General features: G+C 38.7%; 23 protein-coding genes. 7 read left to right on the top strand and 16 right to left on the bottom strand.

The features are described from left to right. Nucleotides 1-106: 106 nt before the first annotated feature. Together EJ994_RS16575 and EJ994_RS16570 are read left to right on the top strand one after the other, a co-directional pair. Nucleotides 107-268: a DUF1328 family protein gene (locus tag EJ994_RS16575; protein WP_126593500.1), complete on the top strand. Its 162-nt coding sequence runs from the start codon at nt 107-109 to the stop codon at nt 266-268. Nucleotides 269-317: 49 nt separating this feature from the next. Beyond that, nucleotides 318-500 (top strand): hypothetical protein, encoded by a 183-nt coding sequence (locus EJ994_RS16570; RefSeq protein WP_126593499.1) that lies wholly within the window; start codon nt 318-320, stop codon nt 498-500. Nucleotides 501-616: 116 nt separating this feature from the next. On the opposite strand, the gene EJ994_RS16565 is transcribed toward EJ994_RS16570, so the two are convergent. The 3 genes from EJ994_RS16565 to EJ994_RS16555 all read right to left on the bottom strand — a co-directional run bounded on the left by EJ994_RS16565 (nt 617) and on the right by EJ994_RS16555 (nt 3,132). Next, entirely contained in the window at nt 617-2,131 is a 1,515-nt protein-coding gene (locus EJ994_RS16565; protein WP_126593498.1) for a hypothetical protein, read from the bottom strand. A 66-nt stretch (nt 2,132-2,197) separates the two neighbouring features. Then, entirely contained in the window at nt 2,198-2,722 is a 525-nt protein-coding gene (locus tag EJ994_RS16560) for a hypothetical protein (protein WP_126593497.1), read from the bottom strand. A gap of 5 nt (nt 2,723-2,727) precedes the next feature. Further along, nucleotides 2,728-3,132 carry an arsenate reductase family protein gene (locus EJ994_RS16555; RefSeq protein WP_126593496.1) on the bottom strand — a complete coding sequence of 135 codons (405 nt, stop codon included), beginning with the start codon at nt 3,130-3,132 and terminating at the stop codon, nt 2,728-2,730. Between the two features lie 133 nt (nt 3,133-3,265). On the opposite strand from EJ994_RS16555, the gene cls reads away from it, so the two are divergent. Both cls and EJ994_RS16545 read left to right on the top strand, forming a co-directional pair. Beyond that, nucleotides 3,266-4,690 carry a cardiolipin synthase gene (gene cls / locus EJ994_RS16550; RefSeq protein WP_126593495.1) on the top strand — a complete coding sequence of 475 codons (1,425 nt, stop codon included), beginning with the start codon at nt 3,266-3,268 and terminating at the stop codon, nt 4,688-4,690. A gap of 56 nt (nt 4,691-4,746) precedes the next feature. Then, nucleotides 4,747-5,319 carry a hypothetical protein gene (locus tag EJ994_RS16545; RefSeq protein ID WP_126593494.1) on the top strand — a complete coding sequence of 191 codons (573 nt, stop codon included), beginning with the start codon at nt 4,747-4,749 and terminating at the stop codon, nt 5,317-5,319. 1 nt (nt 5,320) lies between these two features. Here EJ994_RS16545 and EJ994_RS16540 read toward each other — a convergent pair whose 3' ends face one another. Next, entirely contained in the window at nt 5,321-6,841 is a 1,521-nt protein-coding gene (locus EJ994_RS16540) for a GH3 auxin-responsive promoter family protein (protein WP_126593493.1), read from the bottom strand. Nucleotides 6,842-7,060: 219 nt separating this feature from the next. Here EJ994_RS16540 and EJ994_RS16535 point away from each other — a divergent pair, with 219 nt between their 5' ends. Continuing rightward, complete coding sequence (locus EJ994_RS16535) at nt 7,061-7,291, top strand: hypothetical protein (RefSeq protein WP_126593492.1); 231 nt, start codon at nt 7,061-7,063, stop codon at nt 7,289-7,291. Nucleotides 7,292-7,478: 187 nt separating this feature from the next. Next, entirely contained in the window at nt 7,479-8,159 is a 681-nt protein-coding gene (locus EJ994_RS16530; protein ID WP_126593491.1) for a head GIN domain-containing protein, read from the top strand. Nucleotides 8,160-8,163: 4 nt separating this feature from the next. On the opposite strand, the gene EJ994_RS16525 is transcribed toward EJ994_RS16530, so the two are convergent. From EJ994_RS16525 to EJ994_RS16485, 9 genes are all read right to left on the bottom strand, one after another. Beyond that, entirely contained in the window at nt 8,164-8,346 is a 183-nt protein-coding gene (locus EJ994_RS16525; protein WP_126593490.1) for a CPXCG motif-containing cysteine-rich protein, read from the bottom strand. A gap of 28 nt (nt 8,347-8,374) precedes the next feature. Next, complete coding sequence (locus tag EJ994_RS16520) at nt 8,375-9,046, bottom strand: hypothetical protein (protein WP_126593489.1); 672 nt, start codon at nt 9,044-9,046, stop codon at nt 8,375-8,377. Between the two features lie 22 nt (nt 9,047-9,068). Further along, nucleotides 9,069-10,460: a TolC family protein gene (locus EJ994_RS16515; RefSeq protein ID WP_126593488.1), complete on the bottom strand. Its 1,392-nt coding sequence runs from the start codon at nt 10,458-10,460 to the stop codon at nt 9,069-9,071. Between the two features lies 1 nt (nt 10,461). Next, the gene (locus tag EJ994_RS16510; RefSeq protein WP_126593487.1) at nt 10,462-13,743 is read right to left on the bottom strand and encodes an efflux RND transporter permease subunit; all 3,282 of its coding nucleotides are present in this window, start codon (nt 13,741-13,743) and stop codon (nt 10,462-10,464) included. Next, the gene (locus tag EJ994_RS16505) at nt 13,743-14,873 is read right to left on the bottom strand and encodes an efflux RND transporter periplasmic adaptor subunit (protein ID WP_126593486.1); all 1,131 of its coding nucleotides are present in this window, start codon (nt 14,871-14,873) and stop codon (nt 13,743-13,745) included. The genes EJ994_RS16510 and EJ994_RS16505 overlap by 1 nt, the downstream gene beginning before the upstream one ends. Before the next feature lie 9 nt (nt 14,874-14,882). Continuing rightward, a complete protein-coding gene (locus EJ994_RS16500; RefSeq protein WP_126593485.1) occupies nt 14,883-15,341 on the bottom strand; it encodes a MarR family winged helix-turn-helix transcriptional regulator in 459 nt (152 codons plus the stop codon). Nucleotides 15,342-15,482: 141 nt separating this feature from the next. Further along, entirely contained in the window at nt 15,483-16,364 is an 882-nt protein-coding gene (locus tag EJ994_RS16495; RefSeq protein ID WP_126593484.1) for a hypothetical protein, read from the bottom strand. A gap of 176 nt (nt 16,365-16,540) precedes the next feature. Next, nucleotides 16,541-17,416, bottom strand: coding sequence for a hypothetical protein (locus tag EJ994_RS16490; protein WP_126593483.1), 876 nt, complete (start codon nt 17,414-17,416; stop codon nt 16,541-16,543). Nucleotides 17,417-17,576: 160 nt separating this feature from the next. Beyond that, nucleotides 17,577-19,490 carry an ABC-F family ATP-binding cassette domain-containing protein gene (locus tag EJ994_RS16485; protein ID WP_126593482.1) on the bottom strand — a complete coding sequence of 638 codons (1,914 nt, stop codon included), beginning with the start codon at nt 19,488-19,490 and terminating at the stop codon, nt 17,577-17,579. Between the two features lie 123 nt (nt 19,491-19,613). On the opposite strand from EJ994_RS16485, the gene EJ994_RS16480 reads away from it, so the two are divergent. Next, on the top strand, nt 19,614-20,006 hold the full coding sequence (locus tag EJ994_RS16480) for a DUF983 domain-containing protein (RefSeq protein ID WP_126593481.1): 393 nt from the start codon (nt 19,614-19,616) through the stop codon (nt 20,004-20,006). 6 nt (nt 20,007-20,012) lie between these two features. On the opposite strand, the gene EJ994_RS16475 is transcribed toward EJ994_RS16480, so the two are convergent. The 3 genes from EJ994_RS16475 to gldM all read right to left on the bottom strand — a co-directional run bounded on the left by EJ994_RS16475 (nt 20,013) and on the right by gldM (nt 23,642). Then, a complete protein-coding gene (locus EJ994_RS16475) occupies nt 20,013-21,050 on the bottom strand; it encodes an NAD(P)/FAD-dependent oxidoreductase (RefSeq protein ID WP_126593480.1) in 1,038 nt (345 codons plus the stop codon). 81 nt (nt 21,051-21,131) lie between these two features. Further along, nucleotides 21,132-22,019: a gliding motility protein GldN gene (gldN, locus tag EJ994_RS16470; protein WP_126593479.1), complete on the bottom strand. Its 888-nt coding sequence runs from the start codon at nt 22,017-22,019 to the stop codon at nt 21,132-21,134. A gap of 60 nt (nt 22,020-22,079) precedes the next feature. Then, nucleotides 22,080-23,642: a gliding motility protein GldM gene (gene gldM / locus EJ994_RS16465; RefSeq protein ID WP_126593478.1), complete on the bottom strand. Its 1,563-nt coding sequence runs from the start codon at nt 23,640-23,642 to the stop codon at nt 22,080-22,082. Nucleotides 23,643-23,659: the final 17 nt, after the last annotated feature.

Raw genomic sequence — 23,659 nt, 5'->3', positions numbered from 1 at the left:
AATCATTACTGTAATACAACAAAGAAACCAGCCCAAATCCTAGCATCTTTGTATTGTAAATAAGGGGATAGACCCCAAAACACACAAACCTTAAAAACAATTATATATGTTACGTTGGACAATAACTTTTGTAGTATTAGCATTAATCGCCGGAGTATTAGGCTTTGGAGGAATAGCGGCAGGAGCTGCAGGAATCGCAAAAATTTTATTTTTCCTGTTCATTATTCTTTTTATAGTATCCTTATTAAGAGGAAAAAAGGTCTTATAAATCTGAGGCAAGACAATCATAGAAGAACTATTAACTTAAAACCATAAAAATGAAAAGGTCATTATATTTATTTGTACTCACGCTTTTTACCATAGGACTTGCCATGAGTTGCAGGGAAGAAAAGACAGCTGGGGAAAAGATTGAAGATGGAATAGAAGAAGTAGGTGATGGTATTGAAGACGGAGCAGAAGAAGTAGAAGATGCTGTAGAAGACGCCGCAGACGATAATTAAACAATTACACTAGCCTGAATTAAAGGATAAACTATATAGTTTATCCTTTTTTTGTACTGCTACCCGATCCCAGAACCTAAGAGACCAATTTGCATTGGTAATAGATTGTCCAAAAGTTAGCGGTTCTCTTTTTTTCCGTTTCCGGAAAGCACATCTAACATTCCATCCTGCAGAGAAATCCATAAATAGTTGAAAAAAGATTTGTTCTGGTGTCTCTCTACTTTTAAAGTGCCGTATCTATAACCGTTTTCATCTGCTCTGGAACCATCGTCCACAAATAAATTTCCTATGAAGGTAATCAGTTTATTCACCCTTAACTTATCCCGTTCCATAACACTAAACTTAAAATCATGATACCGCATTTTAACGTCTCCAATGGCGTTATGTTCATCTCCATCAATGGTGAAATAAAGATTTTGGATGTCTCCCTCCGTGCGAACCCTTAAATTTGGCTCCAAAAAATCGTTTAAACTAGAGGTATCAAAGTCTAATAGACTCCCTGATGCCAAAAATCGCTGATTAGGATTATTGACGTTAAAAGCCCAATTAAGCGCTAGTCTTCCCTTTCCCATTAGACTACTAACCAATGAAATTTCTAAATCTTTTTCTTGAGAAGAAAAATTGGAAACGTTGGTAATTTGACCACCAACATTCTCAAATCGAAGCTCCCCGGCTTTGGTCTTATGCCTCGCCTCCTCCTCATACACGACCGTACTATTGGAGATAGTGATAGTATCGAGCATTATTCTGAGCGGTAGATTTCGTAATACTTTGGCATATAAAGGTTTGTAGGTCATGTCATCCGGTAAGTTCTTATCCCGAAAAATATCCAAGGACAGACCGTTTATATCAGTATTTGGAACATTTATAAAAAGGCTATCTTTTTCGTAATACAATATTGGCTTTGTCATGTGCAACATGGGAAGTTTTAACTCAATATGGTCCCGTTCAAAACTGATTTGTTTACTTAATTGGTCTTTGGATAATTTTGTATTTAAACTAAGGTCAGTCAAGGTGAACTCTTGATCAGCAAAGGCAGTTTCCTTGATTTTCAATTCTTCGAATTCATTAATTGTACTCCTAAGATTTTTGAAACCATAGTTCAGGGAAGCAAAACGAAATGGAATTTTGGCATTGATTATTTCTGGATAAGTCTCTCCACCAGTTAACTTTAGATGTAAGGAATCTAACTGAAGATTTCTTTTTCCATTGCGCCATTTCGCCTTTACACTGCCGTTTTTTATAAGGATAGTCTCGATGCCAATTGTTTTCAGTAATTGCACATCCTTAATATCATTCTCCGCTACCGCCTCAGACTTTTCAAATACAATTTGCGGTCTACTAAAGATAACCTCAGCAATATCCAACTTTTGATTTACAATCAGATTCCAATAATCAATATCATTAATTTCAACGTCTTCCAAATCTATGGTTAGTGCTCCTGAATGCTGATTTTCTTTCGAAATGGATATCGATGGTGTAGAAAAAAATATACTACCCGTGAAAATATTTACTTCCAAGCCAGAGTAATCAAGGTTAACGTGCCTGGGCAATTTCTTTTCCAATATATCTTCCAGATAAGGTTTTGCTATTAATTGCAGCACAAAAGCGAGCACTAGTGTTGACGACACGATGGGGAATAAAATAGTTCTTATACGCTTTTTCGACATTATACAGTACTTCTGATTTTTACCTATCTATTCATCTTCAGTTTTCGCCAAAGGGTGGTCATCTAGTCCAAGACCTACTATTTTTATAATGTTTACAATGGTATTGTATAGCATTAAGACTACCACAATAAGTGCGGCACTTAGTACACTGGATATGAATAATGAAAGATAATAAACTATACTGAACCAATCATTTGGGAGAGCTTCTGACTGGGTTACTGGCAAATTGAACAATAAAAAGCTGATTAGCGAGCTTACAAAGACCACGGTATCTAGTTTGGCTATTTGTAGAATATGGAGGTAATGGTCCTTCTTTAATTTGGACTTGGCACCGGAACTTATTCCCAATACCGTTAACAACAGGGCAAGAATGGTCGCTGAAGCCAAACCAATGGTATTGCATAAAGTATTGATACCAGAAACAGAGTTTTTAATCAAGGCTTTTGCCTCGTAGCCACTTAATTCACCCAACAGAAAAGTCCCCAAGAGCATGACCATCATTGAAATTACTCCACCCGTTACGGCTCGCTTTGTATACCTGCTTAATTTCATAATACCTAGTTTTTCTCTAGGCCTGCACTATCGGGTTCAATGTACTTCTTAAATGCAGCTGCGGAATCCAAGTTCATGTGATGGTTGCCATTTATTGCAATTGGATTTTTGAGAACTTTGGGATTCTTTTCCAGCAACTGCAACCATGTTTTTTCGTCAAGATCAACACTATCCTCTCCATATTCTGATTTAAAATCAGGATGGTCCTGATCAATTAGCTCCGAAATTTTTTTCTCTAGTCCGTCAGCGATTTCTGCCCATTGTTTTGCGGTGACCTTAGTTTTACTAACATCAACGCCAAGCACTTCTTTTTCCGCTGAGTTTACGTAGGCATTGATCTGTTTACCCAAGGAACTCTCCGAATTATAAAAAAATGTAATTTGTCTACTATCTCTTGCTATGCTTCCCATAATTTGTTTTTATAGCAAACTAAGGGTTAAGAAGGGAATTTATTAACTCTTTTCAAATCAATACTGACCAGAATGCTATTTAAGAAAAATGTATGTCCAAAAAGACCTATATTGGCTTTAGATATCCGTTAACATGAATACTTATATTCTTATTGCATACCTATTAATTTCTGTATGGAGTGCCATAAATATTATATTCTACGGTTCTCGCCCAACTAAAATGGTGAGTTGGATCTTGGCCGTTTTCACCCTACCTTTTGCCGGGGCCTTGTTGTACTACCTCTTCGGTGTAAATAGAAGAAAGTTCAAACTTTTTAAACTGCGTCAGACGGAAAAAAGAAAGCATTATTCCGAAACCTACAAAGAACTTAAAAATGGCAAACATAGCGTTCACGAGTTTAACAGTTCCGCCGATAATAGAATTGCGAATCTCATCCGTAAGAACAGCTACTTTGCCCCCTATGAAGGCAATAAAATTACCTTGCTCAATACTGGCGAGGAAACTTTTAAATCTATCTTCGAAGCTATCGAGCATGCCAAAGAATCCATACATATTCAATATTACATACTAGAACAGGGTGAACTTCTGGACACCTTCTATGAGCTGTTTAAAAAGAAACGAAAAGAAGGAGTTGAAATAAGAATGATCTACGACTCCTTTGGAAGCTCAAAAATGCGAGGAAAGGTGGTCAAGAGATTCAGGGACCTTGGGGTGAAGGCCAGTTCTACGATGCCTATTCGTTTTGGGAATTTATTGTTCACCCTGAACTATAGAAATCATAGAAAAATTATTGTCATCGATGGTAGCATTGGTTTTACGGGTGGTTACAATGTATCCGACAAGTATATAAAACCTATTTCAGATTTAGGCGTTTGGCAAGATTTACATCTTAAAATTGATGGGCCTGCTGTAAATAGCCTTCAACGCGTGTTTGTTAAAGACTTTCATTTTGCCACCAAGGAGAAACTAATGGTAGAGGATGCTTGTTTTCCTAAAATTGCTGTCAAAGGTGAACATGTCGCCCAAATTATCAGCAGCGGCCCGGACTCCAAATATCCTTCTATAATGCAGCAATATTTGGCTATGATCAATGCTGCTGAAAAAAGCATCTGTATTGCCAATCCCTATTTTATACCCGGGGCACCAGTCTTAGAGGCTTTGCGCATTGCCGCGCTAAGTGGAATCGAAGTAAATTTATTGACACCAAAAAAATCTGACTCCCTCTTGGCAAAATATAGCATGTTTTCAAGATTTGAAGAACTGCTTCAAGTAGGGGTAAATATTTACCTGCGCCCAGATTTTTCCCATAGCAAGGTCATTGTAATAGATAATAGAATGGCTTCAGTAGGTTCGGGAAATTTTGACTATAGAAGTTTTGAGCATAATTTTGAAACCAATGCCCTAGTTTATGACAATACAATAGCCAAAACCATTGCAGAATTATTTAAATCACATTGTAAAAAAGAGATACAGTTAGAATATGTTGCTTTTAAAAATAGGCCTATCCTTACAAAGTTCGTAGAAGGCTTGGCTAAATTTTTTAGTCCACTGTTATGACGTATCGTTCAACTGTCCTAGTACTATTTAAACTTTTTTTTACTTTTCTTTTTTCTATGAAAACGCAAGCGCAACACATCATACCCCAAGAAATATACGAAGAAGCAAAGGTTGCTCTTTCTCATTATCCAGAATTGGCAAATACACCCATAGAGTTTAAGTTTAAGAGTAAAATAAGGAAGTCCACAATGCAAGCGCAACCTGTATTTGGACAGCTATTCAAATCCAAGAAAAAGCGTGGATATAAAATATTGATCAGCGAGGAAATAGTCATTAATGAAAAAGTCATAAAAACTGCGGAAATGCCTACTGATATCATGATTGGTTGGCTGGGTCATGAGCTAGGGCATGTGTTGGATTTTAAAGAAAGAAGCGGACTGAATCTAATCGGTTTTGGTATAGGATATCTTTTTTCAAAAAATTACATAAGAGAAGCGGAGCGCAGAGCCGATACTTTTGCGGTAGCTCACGGTATGGAAAAATATATTCTCGCCACTAAAGAATTCATACTCAAAAAAGCCGGACTCTCTAAAAAATATGTGGAGCGCATTAAGGATTTATACCTATCTCCCGAGGAGATAATGACGCTTGTGGAAGAACGCGATTTACCTCTAGAAGGCTCATCGTAGTTTATTGATTAGTTACAAATTCCTCCCATTCGCCAAACTTTTCTTCGCCCATCACCCGCTCCATTTTAACCTGGCCTCCCTTTTTCTTACTTGCATCGTTCCAAGCATAAAAAACTTCAGGATGTACCAAGTGTACCTTAACTCCCTCTAAGGCCTTAGACCGTGCTACCTTATAGTTCTTGTTCGCCTCTTTTAATGCGCTATCGAGGGCCTGAACGACTGTAGCATCGTTCATCTTAGCGGTAGTCCCAAGATACCACGTATGATAGAAACCATCGTCGTACTTTTTAGCGCATAAGGTGTACTCAGGTATAGTACAATTAAACTCCTTTTCCAGATGCTGCACGGCATCATCCATTTTGTTAACGGATAACTGTGAGCCAACCGTGTTCAGGAAAAACTTTGTTCTACCCGTTATCCTAATTTCTGCTCTGGACACATCAGTAAATTCAATTGTGTCCCCTATCATGTAGCGCCATGCGCCCGAAACCGTACTCATGATTAGGACATAATCCTGATTTTCTTCAACATCTGACAGCATTACTGCTGGCGCGTCTTGGATTAGCGAACCATCTTCATTAATATATTCTGCTTTAAAAGGAACGAACTCAAAGAAAATACCATTATCCGTCACAAGTTTCATAGCATCCGTTTCTGGCCTATTTTGAAAAGCGATAAATCCCTCCGAGGCCAAATACGTATCAATAACGGTTATAGGCTTACCCATAAGGGCATTAAAGCTTTTTTCATAGGGTCCAAAAGCTACGCCTCCAGAGGTATAGACTTCAAGATTGGGCCATATTTCATGGATATGGTTTAAACCATGTCCTTTAATGACTTCTTTCAACATTAATTCTATCCAAGAGGGTATTCCGCTAAGTGCGCCGATATCCCAATCGGGTGCCTCTTCTACAATCTTTTTTACTCGCTTATCCCAATCGTCTATTTCTGCAATTTCCTTACCCGGTTTGTAATACCCACGGAACCAAGAAGGAATATTACTAGCACTGATTCCGCTAATCTCGCCTTCCAAATGATCGTCTTTTTCTATTAAGTCCGTAGAGCTCCCTAGCATTAGGATACCTTTTTCAAAAAAATCTGCAGGAATATCAAAGTTACTTAGGGCAAGTACCTGCTTAATTCCGGCATTTTTGATAGCCGTAATCATATCCTCGGTTACAGGGATACGTTTACTGGTCTTTCCCGTGGTACCAGAACTTAGCGCAAAATAATTTGGATTTCCTGGCCAAGTAACATCTTCCTCATCGTCGTGAAGTCTACTCCACCAGCTTTGGTTTATAGAATTATAGTCAAAATAAGGCACCTTCTTTTTAAAAGCTTCATAAGTATTCTCCTCTTTTAGGATGCCATTAAAATTGTAATGTCTTCCAAAATCGGTATCAATCGCTTTTTTTAACAAAGAGGTTAGAACATCTTCCTGCTCTTGTACCGGATTAGAATCTCCAGTGACCCTATCCGCTACATCAATAATTCCTTTAATAAGACTTCCAATAACAGGCATATCAGTGTTTTTATGATTGCTCAAAATTACCATTTGGTAGTTATAGTACTTTACTCTAAAGAAGTAAAGCTTAACTGTAATGAAACCAAAGACTAAAAAGACTGGACTTTAAGCCACTGCAATTAATTGATTAAACCTGATTAAAAAAAGGTATTGGTTTATTAATTATCTCATTACGATTAAAAATTTCTTATATATTTGTTCGTACCAATACCAACCATGACCGAAAATATAAAGTCAATGTTCAGTAAGATGAACGACGAGACAAGAATCGAGGCTATTAAATGCCTTAGAAAAGAGTTTAATCTAGACTCTTCTACGCGTATTAAAAATACATGGCTTATTGGTGGCAGAATACCCCCTGCGTATCAGGAGCGAATAGTACATATATTTCAGGTTTTACTTAGACAACAGACCTTAAAAACACGTGAAATTATAGTGAACTTTTAAATTACACCCCACCTTAAAAATTAAGTATCACATTACTATTGCTCGTGTTGCTCCTACAAAAGGAGCATGTCCAAAATTTCTCATATATCTTTAATAATCGGGCGTACGTACGAAACGGTTTTGAATGCGAAAATTTTATTTATACTTGAGTTAATCTTATCTTGTTAATTCTTTAAATACTAATGAAATGAAAAGCAGGTATCTTTCAATTGGATTATTATTAATATCCGCGGTAGTCTTCGGACAACGCTCCACTACTATTGAACTAGAGGATTTTACGGAATTAAAGGTTTATGATAGAATCATAGTTACGCTGGTTAAAAGTGACGAGAATAAATTGGTCATTACCGGTGATGATAAAGATGAAGTAGAAATTTCCGAAAAGGGTGATTTATTGAAGATAAAGATGGAATTTGATAATTTCCTTGATGGCAATGAAGCCAAAGCAACATTGTTTTACAATCAAGAGCTTAGCTTGATAGATGCCAATGAAAATGCCAAAATCGTATCCAAGGAAACCTACCAAGGAAACAAGACCGATATTAGAGGTCAGGAAGGTGGTGTCATAGACCTCAAATTAGCGGTTGATTATGTTTATGTGCGCGCCATCTCTGGAAGCGAGATTACCCTTACCGGTAAGAGTAACGAGCAAGAAATAGCCGTAAATACGGGTGGCAAAGTCTACAATAAGGAACTCAATACTTCTAATACTACCGTAACGGTCCTAGCTGGCGGAAGGGCCGACATAAAAGCATCTTCAAAGGTTGTAGCCAAAGTAAAAGCGGGCGGCTCTATTTACATATACGGAAATCCTAAAAACATCGAAAAGAATAAGGTCTTTGGGGGTAAAATAAAGGTTATGGACTAACGGCCTATTGTCCTATTTCCATAGCTTCAAATCTCACAAGTTCATTTGCTCGGAAAGCTGGGGTAACCTGTATGGGATTGCAACAAACTTCACAGTCCTCTATATAGGTTTGTTCGTATACCGATGGGTCTAATAACATGGAAACGTTTTCCCAACAGTAGGGACATTGAAAGAAATGTTCGTACATTTTTGGTCTAGATTGTAGTTAGAACAAATCAGGCCTTTTTAAGTACCTTAATCAACTCTTCCAGCGTCATACGCTGTATAATGTTCTCGGCGTTAGCATTAAGAATAACATGTTCTCCCAAACGTAATAGCATCTCTTCTTCCTCCTCCTCTAATTGTAAATCCGATAATGCTCCCTTTACCTCTTCGAGCTTTAAATCAAAACGTTTTCTTAAACTGATGACACCGTTTTCGTTAGACAACCGAAACCCGCTGTAATCTATCAATCTCTTGATTCCGTTGAAAAATTTAAAACCGTTGAACACCAGACTCGCCATAGCAAAATTAATGGCCAATGAAAAGACATTGAAATCGTCTCCATTGACGAACATTGCCACCAGAGACCCAATACCATAGACACCAATAAAAAAGACTGCAATACCAATGATTATGGCCAAAACATCCATAATAACAGCTCTGGTATTCCTCGTCACCACAACACCTTGCTCTGTAAATTGGGCATTGAATCCCAAATCCATTAAATAGTCCAAATTCTTGATTCGATGTAGCTTTTCGCCAATAGCCGATTCCAGTTCACTACTATCAACCGCTGAGTTTCTAGTCGTCAATTCTTTACTCAACACTAACTGAGATTCAAAGGTTAACATCTGATACTGATCCAACACTTCTGTAAGTTCTTTTGTAGTTTTATCGCTATACATTAATTCACGTGTTTGGTGCTACTTAAAATTCTACATTTAACAACTGTCCTGTAAGCTGCAACAACTGAAGCTCCGCCAACTTTGCGTCATACTTGGCCAAATTCTTATTGGTCTGCGCGTTCAATAGATTTATCTGCGCCTGCCTAAATTCTATAGACGTTATTCTTCCCAACTGAAATTGTTCTTTAGAGCGCTCAAAGTTATTTTGATTGGTCAGTACGTTTTGTTCTTGTATTGCATAAATATTAAGTCTGTTCTCATATATGGCCAAGGCATTCTGAATATCCCTATTGACCTGCAATGCTACCTGTTCTTGCAAAATTTCTTGATTCGCATAGGCAATCTTTGCATTCTTGACCCTTACCGTGGTACCACCACCATCGAACAAATTCCAAGTCAACCGTGCGCCCAGCCCAAAACTTCTATCGTTATTTACATTTACCCCGGGAAAGAAAGCGGATGGAGCGTTCTGGTTAAGATTCCAACCATACGAACCGGTCAAATCTAAATTAGGAAGGTAACCTGCCGTGTTGACCTTGATATCATAGGCGTTGATCGCTAAATTTCTTTCGGTCTGTAAAATGGCCACATTATTCAAAGTGGCTTGGGCCACGTAGTCGTCCAACTTTATTTTAGGTATGAACGTAACCAAGGTATCTACCTCGAAGGTTTCGTTTAAATCCTGACTTAAGACAACATTTAAATCGCGCTTTGCGTTTGCCAGCTGCTGTCTCGTATTCAATAAATTTATACTATCGTTAGTGACATCTACCTGAGCGTTTAAAATATCCAGTTTCGTATTTTGCCCGTACTCAAAGGCGTACTCCGACCTCGTAATTCGTTGCTTGGAAATCTCCAGAGCCTCTTGTTGTACGTTTTTGTTTTCGGTTAACCGTGCAATCTCAAAATACACACTGAACATCTGAATCATGGTATTTTCAATGGTCTCCCTTGCCTGCAGACTTGTTAGCTGATATTGCTCCTTAAGTCGCTTAAAATTGTAGAACCTTCCCAATCCGTCAAACAAGGTATAATTGGCCGTTAAACCTGCATTATAGCGTTGTGCTTCGGCCTTGTAAAGATTCGTTGCAGGTCTGGGAACAGGGTTTCCGTCATCGTCCAATAAAGTTTCGCCACTGCTAGGATCTCTAAGAAACTGCCCTGGAAATTCAAACGTAGAATCATCTCTTTGATAATTGGCCCCTGCATTACCCACCAAGGAAGGTAGATAACCCGAGTTTAAAACGCTTTTATTATTCTCTGCTATTTCAACCTCGTTCTTGGCTACCTGGATACCAAAATTATTCTCCAAAGCCTTTACAACGGCCTCTTCCTTGGAAAGCATCGTATCCTGTGCAACAACACCTATTACCGACACTAAAAAAAGTAGGGAACATAGTCGTAATCGTTTCATTCTATTCTTCCTTAAGTTCTTTATTCGTAGCTACTCCGTTACTTTTAGCTTGCAATAAACCGTTAGTACCATGACTTTTTTGACCTTCTAGATGAAGTCCTTCTTTCTTTTCTTTTATAGCACGCTCTACTTCTTCCTTGGTAATTAAATGTCCAGAAGCCAAAAGTCTATTTTTAGATTTTAGATTATTGCTGAACGACAAAAACAACGGTAGCATTAAAAGGGTCAAGAGTGTCGCTATACCTATACCGTATGCAATGGAAATGGCCATAGGTTTTAAAAATTGTGCTTGTCTACTGGTCTCCAACATTAGCGGTGCCAAACCTGCTATCGTGGTGATGGACGTTAAGAAAATTGCCCTAAATCTTGAGCGGCCTGCTTCAAATATGGCATCGTCAAAGGTCATACCTTCCCTAAGGTTGGTATTGAACCTGCCTATGAGCACCAGCCCATCGTTGACCATAATCCCGATAAGGGCGATGATACCTAAAAGGGACAATACATTAATGGGAAAATCGTGAATCCAGTGACCCCAAGCAACGGCCGTAAGGCTAAAAGGGACTAATAGAAGTAACATTAGCGGTTGACTAAAACTTCTAAAAGTAAATGCGATGGTAATGTATATTAAAAGTAATACCGAAAAACCTACTACCTTTAAAGAGGCGGTTAGTTTACCCAGTTCTCTATTTTGCCCCTCGTAGGAAGGGGAGACCGTTGGATATTTTGATAGAATTTCTGGCATAATTACCGTTTGAAGTTCCACCATGATATCGGTAGGACTATCTTTAGGATTTTTCAAATCTGCCGAAACCTGTATTTCCCTTCTTCCTTCCAGCCTATTAATGGCCACATCTCCACGCTCAATCGTATACTCCGCAATCTCTTTTAATGGAACTCTATTTCCACTGGGGGTAACGATTCGCATCTCATCCAAATCAGCTATGGAAGAACGGTTTGCGCGATCATAACGGACCCAAACCCTGATCTCATCCTGTGATCTTTGAAAACGTTGTGCCTGTGTCCCGAAGAAACCGGCCCTTACCTGACTCATGACATTTCTTAAATCCAGTCCAAGCAAATAAGCGTTCTCCCGTAGCTCTAATCTTATTTCCTTAATTCCGGCCGGGTCATTGTCGGCAATATCCTTTAGTAAGGTATTGCTCTCCAAGGCTGCTTTAAGCTCCTTCTTTGCCGCTTTAAGTTCGGTAATGTTGTTACCCAACAACGAAACGGAGACAGGGGAACCACCAAAATTACCGCCTGAGCCATAAATAAGACTCTCTACGCCAATCACCGGACCAACTAGCTCTTGTAGTCTACTGGTCACCAAATCGGCAGCCACGGCATCTGGCCGCTCTTCTCCGGGTAATAAATTTATAGTCAATGTCGCCGTCGAGGAACCGGGACCTGCTCTTCTGATCATATTCTCAAAGAGCACTTTGTCAGTACCCTTTAAATACTTTTCGGTCAATTCTTTGTTAACGATTTCGGCCTTGTCCTCTATCATGGTAATGATAGAATCGGTAATCATTTCATTGGTACCATTGGGCATTTGAAGCTCTACCTGTACCCTATCACTGGCAATTCTAGGAAAAAAGGCGGTCCTGATAATTCCCCCACCTACAGAACCGAAGGTCAGAATCAATGCCACGGCGAAAAAACTGAACATTAGAATTTTGTATTGCATGGCAAAACGTAGCACAGGCGTGTAAAGTTTATCACGCATCCACCCCATAAACTTATCGCCAGATTCGTTTATTACCCTCAACTTGGCAAAGGCCTTACCTAGACCTTTTTTGGGTTTCTCGTTTACGGGCTGCAGCGCCTTGGAATGTGCCAAGTGTGCGGGAAGTATAATCAAGGCCTCAATTAAGGAAACCGCTAGCGTCAATATTACGATAACCGAGACCTCACCAAAAAATTCCCCTATTCTACTGTCCAAGAACAAGAAAATAGAAAATGCAAGGATAGTGGTGATAATAGCCGAAATTATGGGTGGCAGCACTTCCATAGTGCCATCTACCGCTGCTTGAACGGGCGATTTACCCTTTTCATAGTGTTGATAAATATTCTCAGCAATTACAATACCGTCATCAACTAAAATCCCGATTACGATAATCATCCCGAACAAGGAAAGCACATTTATGGTTACATCAAAAAAGCCAGCGAATATGAACATCCCCAAAAAGGCGACAGGCAGCCCAAAAGCAACCCAAAATGCCAAACGCGTATTTAAGAAAAGTGACAAGAATATCAACACCAAAATCATTCCCATGACGGCGTTCTCGGTCAACAATTGCGTACGCTGCACCAGAGTGGTAGAAAGATCGGATACAACATCTAGCTTTACGTTATTATATTTCTGATTGAAATCCTCTACATAGTCTTTTACCTTTTCGGCAGAACTTACTAAATCTTCCGTGTTTGTGCTGGTGATGGTCGTATTAACGGAAAGGTTTCCGTTAAAGTAGGAGGCATTGGGCGTCTCCGAGAAACGGTCTCGAATTATGGCTACATCCTTTAACCTTACCGTAGATCCGTTGGGGTCCGCTCGTACAATAAGATTAGACAGCTCATCCCCATAGTAAGACCTGTTATTGGCTCGTATAAGATATTCTTCCGTATCGGTCTTTATATTACCTCCCGTGACCAAAATATTGGCGTTACCAACGGCTTGCGCCACCTCTGTAAATGAAATACCGTAGGCCAACAGATTATTCTCGTTAACCGCAATTTCTATCTCTTCCTGCGGATAACCCGTAACCTCTATCTGAGAAATACCATCAATTGCCCTTAGATCGTTCTCTATTTGCCTACCAACATTCTTTAGGGTGGCTAAGGGAATATTCTCACCGCTTATGGCAAAGCTTATGGTTTGTCGTATCGCTTCCAGTTTGGAGACAATCAAAGGTTCCATACCCGTGGGGAAAGTTGGTACTCTATCCACGGCGTTCTTGACCTCTAGAAGCATAAAATCGATATCCCTGCCCTTTTCTATTTCTACATTTATGGTACCGCTATTTTCCCGTGAGGTAGACGTTACCCTATCTACACCTTCCAAACCTTTGAGGTTATCTTCTATTTTTAAGACGATACCCTCTTCAATTTCCTGCGGGGAAGCTCCTGGATAGGTTATGGCAATGGAAATGTTCTTAGAATCGGTTAACGGAAAAAATGAAGATTTTAAAGACTTTGCCCCTACGATTCCAAAAATTGCAAAAGCAATGATCACTACGTTTACCGCAACATGATATCTTATGAAATACTCAATTAACTTTCGCATTACCCTTTCGTATTTGCCGGTTGATCCTTAAAAACTTTTACCGCCATACCCGTATATGCCCCAATAAGTGGTTTGGACATAATAGTAGCTCCGTTGGGCACATCTTTCAGGACCACACGCTTATCGGAAAAATAGACAGGTTTTACATTGATGACGTCAAGGACGGAATCTCGTACTACAAAAATCCGATCACCTTCCATAAGTAAACTTCTATCAATTTCTATGGCGTTGTCCTCTTTTCGGGCATCTAGATAAGCTTCTAGATACATTCCCTCCCTTAAATTAGGTTCATTGACCTCTATATAAGCTTTTATGGTCTGTGTAGCTTGGTCTACCCTTCCGTTTATTCTAGAAACTTTTCCCGTATAGGTCTTAGTCTGATCCAAGGTACTCAGTTCCACAGATTCACCTACCTTTAATAAATCCGTATAGGTTTTACTCACGGACACCTCTAGTTCATAGACACCAGGATTGATAAACTCACCTAACTTCTGTCCCGCTCTTACCAAAGAACCCTCCGTAACGGAGGCCTCCGTTAAAATACCGGTAAATGGAGCTGCAATTCTATATTTAGATAAACGCTGCTCCAGATTCTTTACATTGTAATAGTTCGTAAGAATACCCCGCCCAGATATAAAAAAGCGCTCTTTCTCCGAAGTCATTTCAGGGAATGCAGGCGTGCTTTTGGCCATATCAAAATTGTTGAGATAGGTTTGCCATTTTGGAAAATACTCCGGGTAATCCAATCTTAAATCGGGCATGATTGAAGTAAGTTCATTATAGAGGTTACTTTTTGCGGATTGCACACTGGCAGCATATTCCGAAGCATCTATACTGATAATGGTTTCTCCTGCTCGGTAGGCTTGGCCTTCCTTGAACAACTTACTGCCTCTTCTAAAAACTCCTTGTACCTCTGCATAGAGCTCTACACGTTGTTTGGCACTTAGATTTCCGTTGGCGGACACTACTATAGGTACCGTTCCGTTCTTAACCACTTCAGTGAAAACAGTCTTGACCACTTTTCCGGCTTTAGGTCTAAAGCTTTTTTTGCTGTCCACTATTCCTTTTGCCACAAAAAAGGAACCCACGATTAGCAGGATTCCCAGAATAGATAGTATAATCTTTCTCATAGTAAGCGGTTATATCGATTTTAGATTGAAATTATTTTGAACTTTCTTGAGCGTATTTATAATAAGGGCTTTATCTTCTTTATTGATACCTTGCTCCATAACATCAATGACTTCTTGAATTACAGGCCTGGTTTCCGCAAGGATTTTTAATCCTTCTTCGGTTATAAAAATCTCGTTATTCCTTTTGTCCTCTTTACTCTGAACCCTGCGTATATACTTCTTGGACTCCATCTTGGAAATGAGTCTTGCAAGAGAGGACTTATCTCTGTAGGTAAGTGATGCCAGCTCATTTTGATTGATGCCATCTTGTTCGTGCAGCTTCTTTAGGATTACCATTTGTTCCTTGGTCATATCCAGACCATGCCTATCAAAAGCCTCCTGCAAATGGTAATCTACCATTTTGACCGTTCTCCCCAGCCAGGGACCTATTGAGGTTTCAAAATCTATTTTGAAAGTTTCGGCAGACATGGTGCGAAACTAATAAAAAGACATTAGTTGCACATGCAACCAATGTTAAAGTAATCTTAAATATGTTTAAAGGTTGATGTTATTTGCAAAACAAAAAAAGCTCCTATGGAAATAGGAGCTTTTTTCTATCTATTTAAAATATTAGTCCTTTGAATCTTCGAAGGTATTGGTTGCCATCCTCGTTTTAGAGCGGTTCTCTTTTCCAAATTGGATGTTGAGAAATTCGTCATCACTGTCAAATGTGGCCAAGCCTTCTGTTCTTAGATTCTGCAACGACCTGATTGATCTAAAGTTATTTCCCTGTAATTGCACAAACTCAAGATTTGCTAGGCTTGCCGTACTTTGAGGCAAATTGCCTTCAAATTGGTTGTATGAAAGCACCAATTCCTTTAAATTTTGCAACTCACCCAATTCTACATCTATAGCCCCACTCAACTTATTCCCAAACAGTTCAAGACTTTCTAGGTTTTTTAGTTGGGCAATGGATTTGGGTAGTTTCCCTTCAAGGTAATTGCTAGAGAGGTTTAAAATCCTCAAAGTTTCAGCATCACCTATTCCGTTAGGTATGGTACCTTCTAATTGATTATTGAATAGAGAAAGTTCCTCCAAACTCTTGGCACTTACAAAACTTTCAGGTAAACCCCCCGTAAGGGAATTCATCTCTAATCTTATGGATTTTAGCTTGGTCAATGCAAACAATTCTGCTGGAATTTCTCCATTTAGCTTATTGAAAGCCATGTTCAAAACCCTAAGATTCTTTAGATTTTTTATTGAGCTTGGGATTTTTCCCTCCAAACCGTTCTTATGAAGATGTAAGGCCACTACTTGGCCGTTTTCAATAACTACTCCTTGCCACGTTGTTTCACTTTTGGTCAAATCCCATGGGATATCCCATTGCTCACCAGAAGTTTGATCATATATATCTTTTAAAGCCTCTTTTTCAGCTTTTGAAGTTTGTCCCTCTAGGGAAAATGCGCAAATCATTAAAATGATAAGCAGGTACCGTTCAATAAATCCTTTCATAATATAATTAATTAACCCTTAGAACTAACTACAATAATCAAATAAATTCATCTTCTTTCTTAAGGGTATTACCCTACACTAACGTAAAAACTTTCAATTTATGATATGAATCTAAAAAAGAGGTACGATTAAATACCTCTTTTTTTCACCAAACTAACTAAAAGTGTAAACTACTCTTACTCATCTATATCTTCGAACTTTGTGTCTGCCATTCTGGTTTTCTCAAAGTTTATCTCTTTAAACTCTATTTTTCTATCGTCCCTGTCATAATCAAAAACCAAGAACGATCTGGTCTCTAACATTTCTAGATTTTTGAAAGAATCGAATTTATTATTCTGAATTTGAAAAACTTCTAAACTAGCCAATTGACCGAATTCCTCGGGAATATCCCCGTTTAAACTATTGTTGGCCAATACTAATTCCTTCAGGTTACTAAGTTTGCCCATCTCTCTGGGTATTGCACCTTCTAAAGTATTTTCAAAAAGGCCTAAAGTTTCTAACTGGGTCAGTTCTCCTAAGGAATTAGGAATTGAACCTTTCAAGGCATTACTGGATAAATTCAATACTTTTAATCCTTTGATATTACCAATACTTTCAGGAATTGTGCCGGACAAAAAATTATTGAAAACGGATAGTTCTTCCAAACTTACCAGATTACCGATTCCTGACGGAATAGCCCCTTTTATCCTGTTCATCTCTAACCTAAGAACCCTTAACCTAGAAAGCTTTGCGATTTGTTCCGGTAATTCTCCGGTCAATGAATTAAAAGCAAGATTTAGAATGGTTAAATTTTCCAAACCACTAATATCACCGGGGATGGCGCCCATTAGATTATTTCTAAAAAGATTAACCTCTACCACTTTATTATCCCTCACCTTAACGCCGTACCATTCCGAAACGGGAGCCTTTAAGTCCCATTTTTTCACCCAATGCATTCCATTGGTACTATTATAAAGACCAATTAAGGCCTTCTTCTCCTTTTTTGATACTTCTGCAATACAAACATTGCAAACTAGCATTGACATAAATAAGAGTGCGTACAGGTTTTTCATTGAAAATCGTTTTTAGCGTTAATTCTGACTTTACTAAGAATTATCCTACAAATTAATACTAATAACGATGAAAAATCAAAATTTATCGTTGAACGACATTGCTTTGTTGTGAAAGTGCCTGAAATTGTGGTGTACGGTCGTTTGTTGTTGGTGAAACTTTTTAGAGCGCTATCGTCTCTAATTCATTTGTAAGCTTTTCCCATTCTGTCATAAGTTTTTCAAGAGTATCTTTTTTAGCTTGATACGTATCAAAAAAGTTATTTTCCGCTATGGTTTCATCATAGTTCATCAACAAATTATGGTCAATGGTCTTTATATCTTTTTCCAAATCGGCAATTTTGGATTCCGTAGTACTAATTCTGTTCTTTAGACTCTTTACTTTCTTTTGATTTTCAAAAGAGTTATTCTTCTTAACAGCTTTTGGAATGACCGCTCCAGTATCTTTCTTTTCGATACTTCTGAAATTCTCTACTTTTCGCTGCTCCAGATAAAAATCTACATCTCCAAGATATTCTTTAATCTTTCGGTCCTTAAACTCATACACCTTGTTGGTTAGGCCTTGCAGAAAATCCCTATCATGCGACACCAATATTAGGGTTCCTTCAAAATTTTGGCAGGCCTGCTTCAGTACATTTTTGGACTTAATATCCAAATGATTGGTAGGTTCATCCATCACCAAGACGTTGAAAGGCTGTAAAAGCATTTTAGCAAGCGCTAATCTATTACGTTCCCCTCCGGATAACACCTTAACATATTTTTCTACCTCATCCCCTCTAAAGAGAAAAGAACCCAGAATATCCCTCACCTTGCTCCTGTTGGACTCGTTCGCGGCATCTATCATGGTATCCAAGATGGTCTTATTACCATCTAGATATTCTGCCTGATTTTGTGCAAAATATCCTATCTGTACATTATGTCCCAGCTTTAAATGCCCTTCGTAGTCCAGCTCCTTGACAATGATTTTTGCCAAGGTAGATTTGCCCTGTCCGTTCTGACCTACAAATGCTGTTTTACTGTCGCGCTCAATGAGTAAGCTTATATCCTCTAACACATGTTTATCTCCATAGCTCTTAGATAATTCTTCCATTTCTACGACCACCTTACCTGGGGTTACAGAAATAGGAAACCTGAGGTTCATAACACTGTTGTCGTCCTCATCTACTTCTATGCGTTCTATTTTATCCAGTTTTTTGATTAGGGACTGGGCCATGGATGCCTTTGTACTCTTTGCCCTGAACTTCTCTATTAACCGTTCTGCCTGCTGAATTTCTTTTTCTTGGTTCTTTTGAGCGTTCAACTGTTGTTGTTTCATCTCGTTTCTTAAAACCAGGTATTTCGAGTAAGGTTTGTTATAATCGTAAATACGTCCTAAGGATATTTCAATGGTCCTATTGGTAACATTATCCAGAAACATTTTATCATGGGATACGATCATGACCGCACCGGAGTAATTATTAAGAAATTGCTCAAACCATATAATGGACTCAATATCCAAATGGTTCGTAGGCTCATCTAGCAATAGCACATCGTTACTTTGCAATAATAATTTGGCCAGCTCTATACGCATGCGCCATCCTCCTGAAAACGTTTCCGTTTTTTTATCGAAATCTTCGGCCTTGAAACCTAGACCCAGTAATATTTTCTCCGTCTCACCTTGATAATTATATCCACCTAAAATCTCATAATGCTGGGTAATGTCACTTAAATCTACAATAAGCTGATTGTAGGATTCACTTTCATAATCGGTTCGTTCCGCAAGCTGAATATTAATATCGTCCAGCTTTTGCTCTAGGGCCTTGATTTCTTCAAAAGCTTGATAAGCCTCTTCTAATACGTTCCTCCCTTGAACAAAATCTATATCCTGCCTTAAGAACCCTATTTTAATATCTTTTTCTATTGCAATGGTCCCTGTATCCAAAGCCATGTCTCCCGATAGTAGTTTTAGGAGTGTTGATTTACCGGCCCCATTTTTACCCACTAAGCCTACTCTATTTCCTGCATTTAAGCGAAATGAAATTTCCTCGAATAAATATTCACCTCCAAAAGAAACAGAAAGGTTATGAATGTTCAGCATAATATTATTATAGTTCTGAGGCTCACTTCAAATTAAAATGGTTGTCATTTCAAAATAGGAATAAGACCGTTATTGCGCAGGTAAAACTACCCGTAATCTTTATCTTTGTGTAAAGTTTTGCAAATGTTAAAAAAAGGAAACAAACTCTACAGTATTTTAACAGGAAGTTGTCCCAAATGCCAGCAAGAAAGTATGTATGTTCATAAAAACCCATACAAACCAGGACATCTCTTTAAAATGAGAGAACGATGCGGTCATTGCGATACTAAATACAAGATAGAGCCCTCTTTCTTTTATGGTGCTATGTACGTAAGTTATGGCGTAGGAATTGCTTTTGCCGTAGCAGCATTTGTAATTGCCAAATTATTTATAGGTGCATCGTTGATGAACACCTTTATTGCCATTGTAGCCACATTAGTTGTTTTCATGCCCGTAATCATTAGGCTATCGAGAAATATTTGGATCAATATATTTATGAAATATGACCCAACGGCCGTAGACGCTACTAAAGCGTAAAATGTCTTAGTGAAATCGTTGAATATCCATCTCCTTGTTTAACGGCGTTCCGTTTTCTATATAATCATAGAGCCCCATTGCCGCCCAAGGTCCTATTAAAATTCCGTGAGAACCAAAACCGTTCAAGATATGTAATCTCGGATGCAATGGGTGTCTCCCCACCAATGGTCTCCTATCTTTTACCGTAGGCCTAACTCCTGCTACATGACCCACTATTTCATAATCACAGGTCAGCACTTTTTCCAACTTTTCTACAAGTTCTTTTTTAGCAGTATCCGTGGCATCATTGGACTTATCCGTTCTGTTGTAATTTGCTCCTACCTTATAAAGGTCACTACCCAAGGGTATAATAAATATTGATGACTTAATGGCGTTCGTTTCCTTGAGCTCCTTTGATTTAATGATCAAATATTCTCCTTTTGACCCTTGTAGCGGCAGCGTATTAAAAAATGGATTTTTTGCCAAACCATATCCTTCTGCAAAAACAATATGCTTTGCTTTGAAGCCCTTGTAGGCTACATAACCATCTTTGAACTCTAACTCTTCGTGAAGAAACGATTCCTTTTTTATAAGGTCTTTATTTAAAAGATATTGGGTGTAACCTTCAATGAAGGTTTTGGTATCTATTCTACCCGTTCGCAAGACACGACCGTAGCCTAACGGAGCGTTTATTGAAGTATTCTCGTTAGGAACCAAGGTCAATGACAGGTAGGATTTTAAGTTTTCCTTATCCGCAGCTTCGAACCAGAGATTTTGTTCTTCCGTACCGTGAAACCTTCTTAGGACTGGAAGCGTTTGGTCAAAGCTAATATCCAAATTTTCTTCTATCTCCCTATAAAACCTATTTGCAATTTCTAGTTGTTCCGTTACCTTCCAAGAAAGGGTGAATCTTTTTAGAATAACGGGATTATATAGACCGCCCGCAACAAGTGAAGCCTGTTGAGAGTTGTCATTATAACAAATAAAAGTTTTAGAATTCTTTCTTAGCGTTTCGCAGAATGATATTCCGGCCAAGCCCAGTCCTACGACAATGTAATCTAACATGCTACAAAGGTAGCTAATAACAAAAAAGCTTCGATACATGTACCGAAGCTTTTAATTATTCTTGAATTGGAATTTCTTTACCTAATATGCCCACATATCTTGCTCCCTGTCTCGGATAACCTCTTTGATGCGTTTTGCTTCTAACAATTGAAACAAGGCATTGTCGGCGATATAATCTTTAACCTCACGGTCACCATGCACATTATCTTCTTTATAGATAACAGCATTGAACCTTCTTGCATTCAACAACATATCAAAAGATATGGGTTGTGCGGAATTACGCTGGTTAAATACTTTGGCCTCATGCAGTACTTCACGCGCATCCGGGTACCATACCCAGAACAATTCTACTTTATCAGGATTTTCATCATCGATAAAGTTGACATCTGGCGCAACTGGTGCAATACCCAACAAACGATACTTAAGTTCGCCTTGGCGCTTGTCAAAATACCAAATACCTTTGATACGGTACTCTTCAATTTCAGCAGCAGTGATGTCCCTACGAGCAATAAACTCTTCAGAAACGGCCTCACCGGCGTTCATTTGTTCGTATCCAAAATCCAAAGTATCTGTTTTGGACAGTGCTGCGGTCAAATCACCAAAATTTCTCTTTTCGGTAAAATAAGAATCCGCATAAGCATCTAACTTTCCATTTTTGATATTCTTCATCAACACATGATATAAAGATCTTCTGTCAGAACCTATATCAATGGTATCCGTTGGATAGTATAGCGGAAAATTCACACGCTCGTCTAAATCTATAGTTTCCCATAGCGTTTTAGACCAGAGAATATCCCTGTCATCCACATAACCATAGGCTAAAGGAGCATCATTATCTACCTCCTTTTGAGCATCGGTTCTTACACCGACATCCTGTGGCTTTTTAGCGTTCAAGATATTCGCTTGGGCCATTATAGAAGCAGGTAATAAAACTACTGCTCCCACTATTAAAACATTTTTCCAATTCATGTTTGTTTCACTTTAAAATTAACCGAGCAGACATAGCTGCTCGGTATCCTTCAATTCGTATTAATTAGTTATCTCTATAACTACTGGAGATACTTTCTTCAACTTGTAACTTTTGTTATTAGTGATATAAGCGTTCACATCAAAAATCTGAACCACATCACCTCTTTTAGCACGCTTAAGTGCCGATTTTGCTCTAGAATCCAACTTATTACCTTTAACGCTAATCGTTGGTTGACCAGGAACTTTAAATTTAAATCCGCTTACCGCTAAGTTTAAATCAAAGTCAAAATCATCTAACTGAGCACTAATCGTAGCAATCTCAACATTTCTTCTTGGAAGTTTAATGCTACCGGCTTGCTTACTTACCGTACCTTCTGGTCTAGGAATATCCTTAATTCTAAATTTTGTATTAAAAGGACCAACTTTAGTACCTTCACTTGTAGTTCCAGATGCAGTAATAGTCACTTCTCGACCTTTTCCTGGTATCATAGTATAACTACTTCCCTGACGCCTCTTCAAACCAGTTGCACTAGCATTTACTTTGCTATCAGCTATTCCTGGTATGGATATAGACATTGGGTTAGCCACACCACGATAAACAACGTTCATCTTGTCTGCTGCTATCAACGCAGCGTTGGGCTTAGAAATCGTTGCAAAGGAATTCTCTACAGGAACTTCAACTTCTTCACCATCTTGTTTGAAATAGATATTACCAACAATTTGATGGTCACCTGGTCTTCCTGCACCAATCAGCATTTTAACGCCACCCGCTTCAAGTTTGTAATCCTTCCCATCTACTAGTTTTCTACCGTCTAAAGTTAACTCAGCTCTTACTGGAGTAGATGATTTATCCGTCTTACTGATGATAATTTTTCCGTCATACTTCTCACCGCTATAGAAAGCTGATTTGCTAGCTTTAAGTGATGTAGCAAAGTTTGATAGGGAAACCTGACTGGTCAATTCACCTGCCAACATTGATTTTAAAGCGGCTTCTTCAGTAATCTTAACATCGGCTTGAAGCGCTGTTAATTTAGCCAAAGATGCAACTAGAGGATAACCCTCGTAGTGATAGTTGATCCAATCTTGCTTTGTACCGTCTCTCTTTTCTACCTTACCGTTCTCATCTCCTGTCTGGAAACGATCAATAACGGATTGCTTAAGTGCCGGTGGTACTATTGCAGCTACTTGATCACGGTAACCTGTTAGGTTACTCATGAACTTTTTACCTTCCTCGGACAAGTTATCTCCTTGAAAAAGTGTTTGGTCCAAGTAATCTGAATTATCCATACGAGCGTAGTCCGTAGCATCTTCCAACCCTTCTTTCATGCCTGTCTTAAGGCCTTCCAAATAGTCATAATACTCTTGGGACATTGCTTTTATCTTCTGTGCATTTTGATACAGCTTGTCATACTTTGCCGCATCTTCAGATGCCTTAGTTCCAAGACTTTCCAAGAACGCATTGTTACTTGCTGTTGTCTGTTCGTTAGAAGTCTCTAGCTTTTCGTTCATAATACCGAATGCCGCTAGCACTTCTTTACTCATATTTAATGCCAACATCGCGATGAAGATCAAATACATAAGGTTGATCATCTTCTGACGTGGTGTTGCTTTTCCTCCTGCCATGGTTTCTAAATTAGATT

The organism is Maribacter sp. MJ134, assembly GCF_003970695.1.
Lineage (GTDB): Bacteria > Bacteroidota > Bacteroidia > Flavobacteriales > Flavobacteriaceae > Maribacter.
This window is presented reverse-complemented; position numbering and strand designations above follow the sequence as displayed.

Excerpts from the sequence above, each read along its gene's own strand:
- EJ994_RS16575 (WP_126593500.1), top strand. The coding sequence starts at position 107 with ATGTTACGTTGGACAATAACTTTTGTAGTATTAGCATTAATCGCCGGA.
- EJ994_RS16570 (WP_126593499.1), top strand. The coding sequence starts at position 318 with ATGAAAAGGTCATTATATTTATTTGTACTCACGCTTTTTACCATAGGA.
- EJ994_RS16560 (WP_126593497.1), bottom strand. The coding sequence starts at position 2,722 with ATGAAATTAAGCAGGTATACAAAGCGAGCCGTAACGGGTGGAGTAATT.
- EJ994_RS16555 (WP_126593496.1), bottom strand. The coding sequence starts at position 3,132 with ATGGGAAGCATAGCAAGAGATAGTAGACAAATTACATTTTTTTATAAT.
- cls (WP_126593495.1), top strand. The coding sequence starts at position 3,266 with ATGAATACTTATATTCTTATTGCATACCTATTAATTTCTGTATGGAGT.
- EJ994_RS16545 (WP_126593494.1), top strand. The coding sequence starts at position 4,747 with ATGAAAACGCAAGCGCAACACATCATACCCCAAGAAATATACGAAGAA.
- EJ994_RS16540 (WP_126593493.1), bottom strand. The coding sequence starts at position 6,841 with ATGCCTGTTATTGGAAGTCTTATTAAAGGAATTATTGATGTAGCGGAT.
- EJ994_RS16535 (WP_126593492.1), top strand. The coding sequence starts at position 7,061 with ATGACCGAAAATATAAAGTCAATGTTCAGTAAGATGAACGACGAGACA.
- EJ994_RS16530 (WP_126593491.1), top strand. The coding sequence starts at position 7,479 with ATGAAAAGCAGGTATCTTTCAATTGGATTATTATTAATATCCGCGGTA.
- EJ994_RS16525 (WP_126593490.1), bottom strand. The coding sequence starts at position 8,346 with ATGTACGAACATTTCTTTCAATGTCCCTACTGTTGGGAAAACGTTTCC.
- EJ994_RS16520 (WP_126593489.1), bottom strand. The coding sequence starts at position 9,046 with ATGTATAGCGATAAAACTACAAAAGAACTTACAGAAGTGTTGGATCAG.
- EJ994_RS16515 (WP_126593488.1), bottom strand. The coding sequence starts at position 10,460 with ATGAAACGATTACGACTATGTTCCCTACTTTTTTTAGTGTCGGTAATA.
- EJ994_RS16510 (WP_126593487.1), bottom strand. The coding sequence starts at position 13,743 with ATGCGAAAGTTAATTGAGTATTTCATAAGATATCATGTTGCGGTAAAC.
- EJ994_RS16505 (WP_126593486.1), bottom strand. The coding sequence starts at position 14,873 with ATGAGAAAGATTATACTATCTATTCTGGGAATCCTGCTAATCGTGGGT.
- EJ994_RS16500 (WP_126593485.1), bottom strand. The coding sequence starts at position 15,341 with ATGTCTGCCGAAACTTTCAAAATAGATTTTGAAACCTCAATAGGTCCC.
- EJ994_RS16495 (WP_126593484.1), bottom strand. The coding sequence starts at position 16,364 with ATGAAAGGATTTATTGAACGGTACCTGCTTATCATTTTAATGATTTGC.
- EJ994_RS16490 (WP_126593483.1), bottom strand. The coding sequence starts at position 17,416 with ATGAAAAACCTGTACGCACTCTTATTTATGTCAATGCTAGTTTGCAAT.
- EJ994_RS16485 (WP_126593482.1), bottom strand. The coding sequence starts at position 19,490 with ATGCTGAACATTCATAACCTTTCTGTTTCTTTTGGAGGTGAATATTTA.
- EJ994_RS16480 (WP_126593481.1), top strand. The coding sequence starts at position 19,614 with ATGTTAAAAAAAGGAAACAAACTCTACAGTATTTTAACAGGAAGTTGT.
- EJ994_RS16475 (WP_126593480.1), bottom strand. The coding sequence starts at position 21,050 with ATGTTAGATTACATTGTCGTAGGACTGGGCTTGGCCGGAATATCATTC.
- gldN (WP_126593479.1), bottom strand. The coding sequence starts at position 22,019 with ATGAATTGGAAAAATGTTTTAATAGTGGGAGCAGTAGTTTTATTACCT.
- gldM (WP_126593478.1), bottom strand. The coding sequence starts at position 23,642 with ATGGCAGGAGGAAAAGCAACACCACGTCAGAAGATGATCAACCTTATG.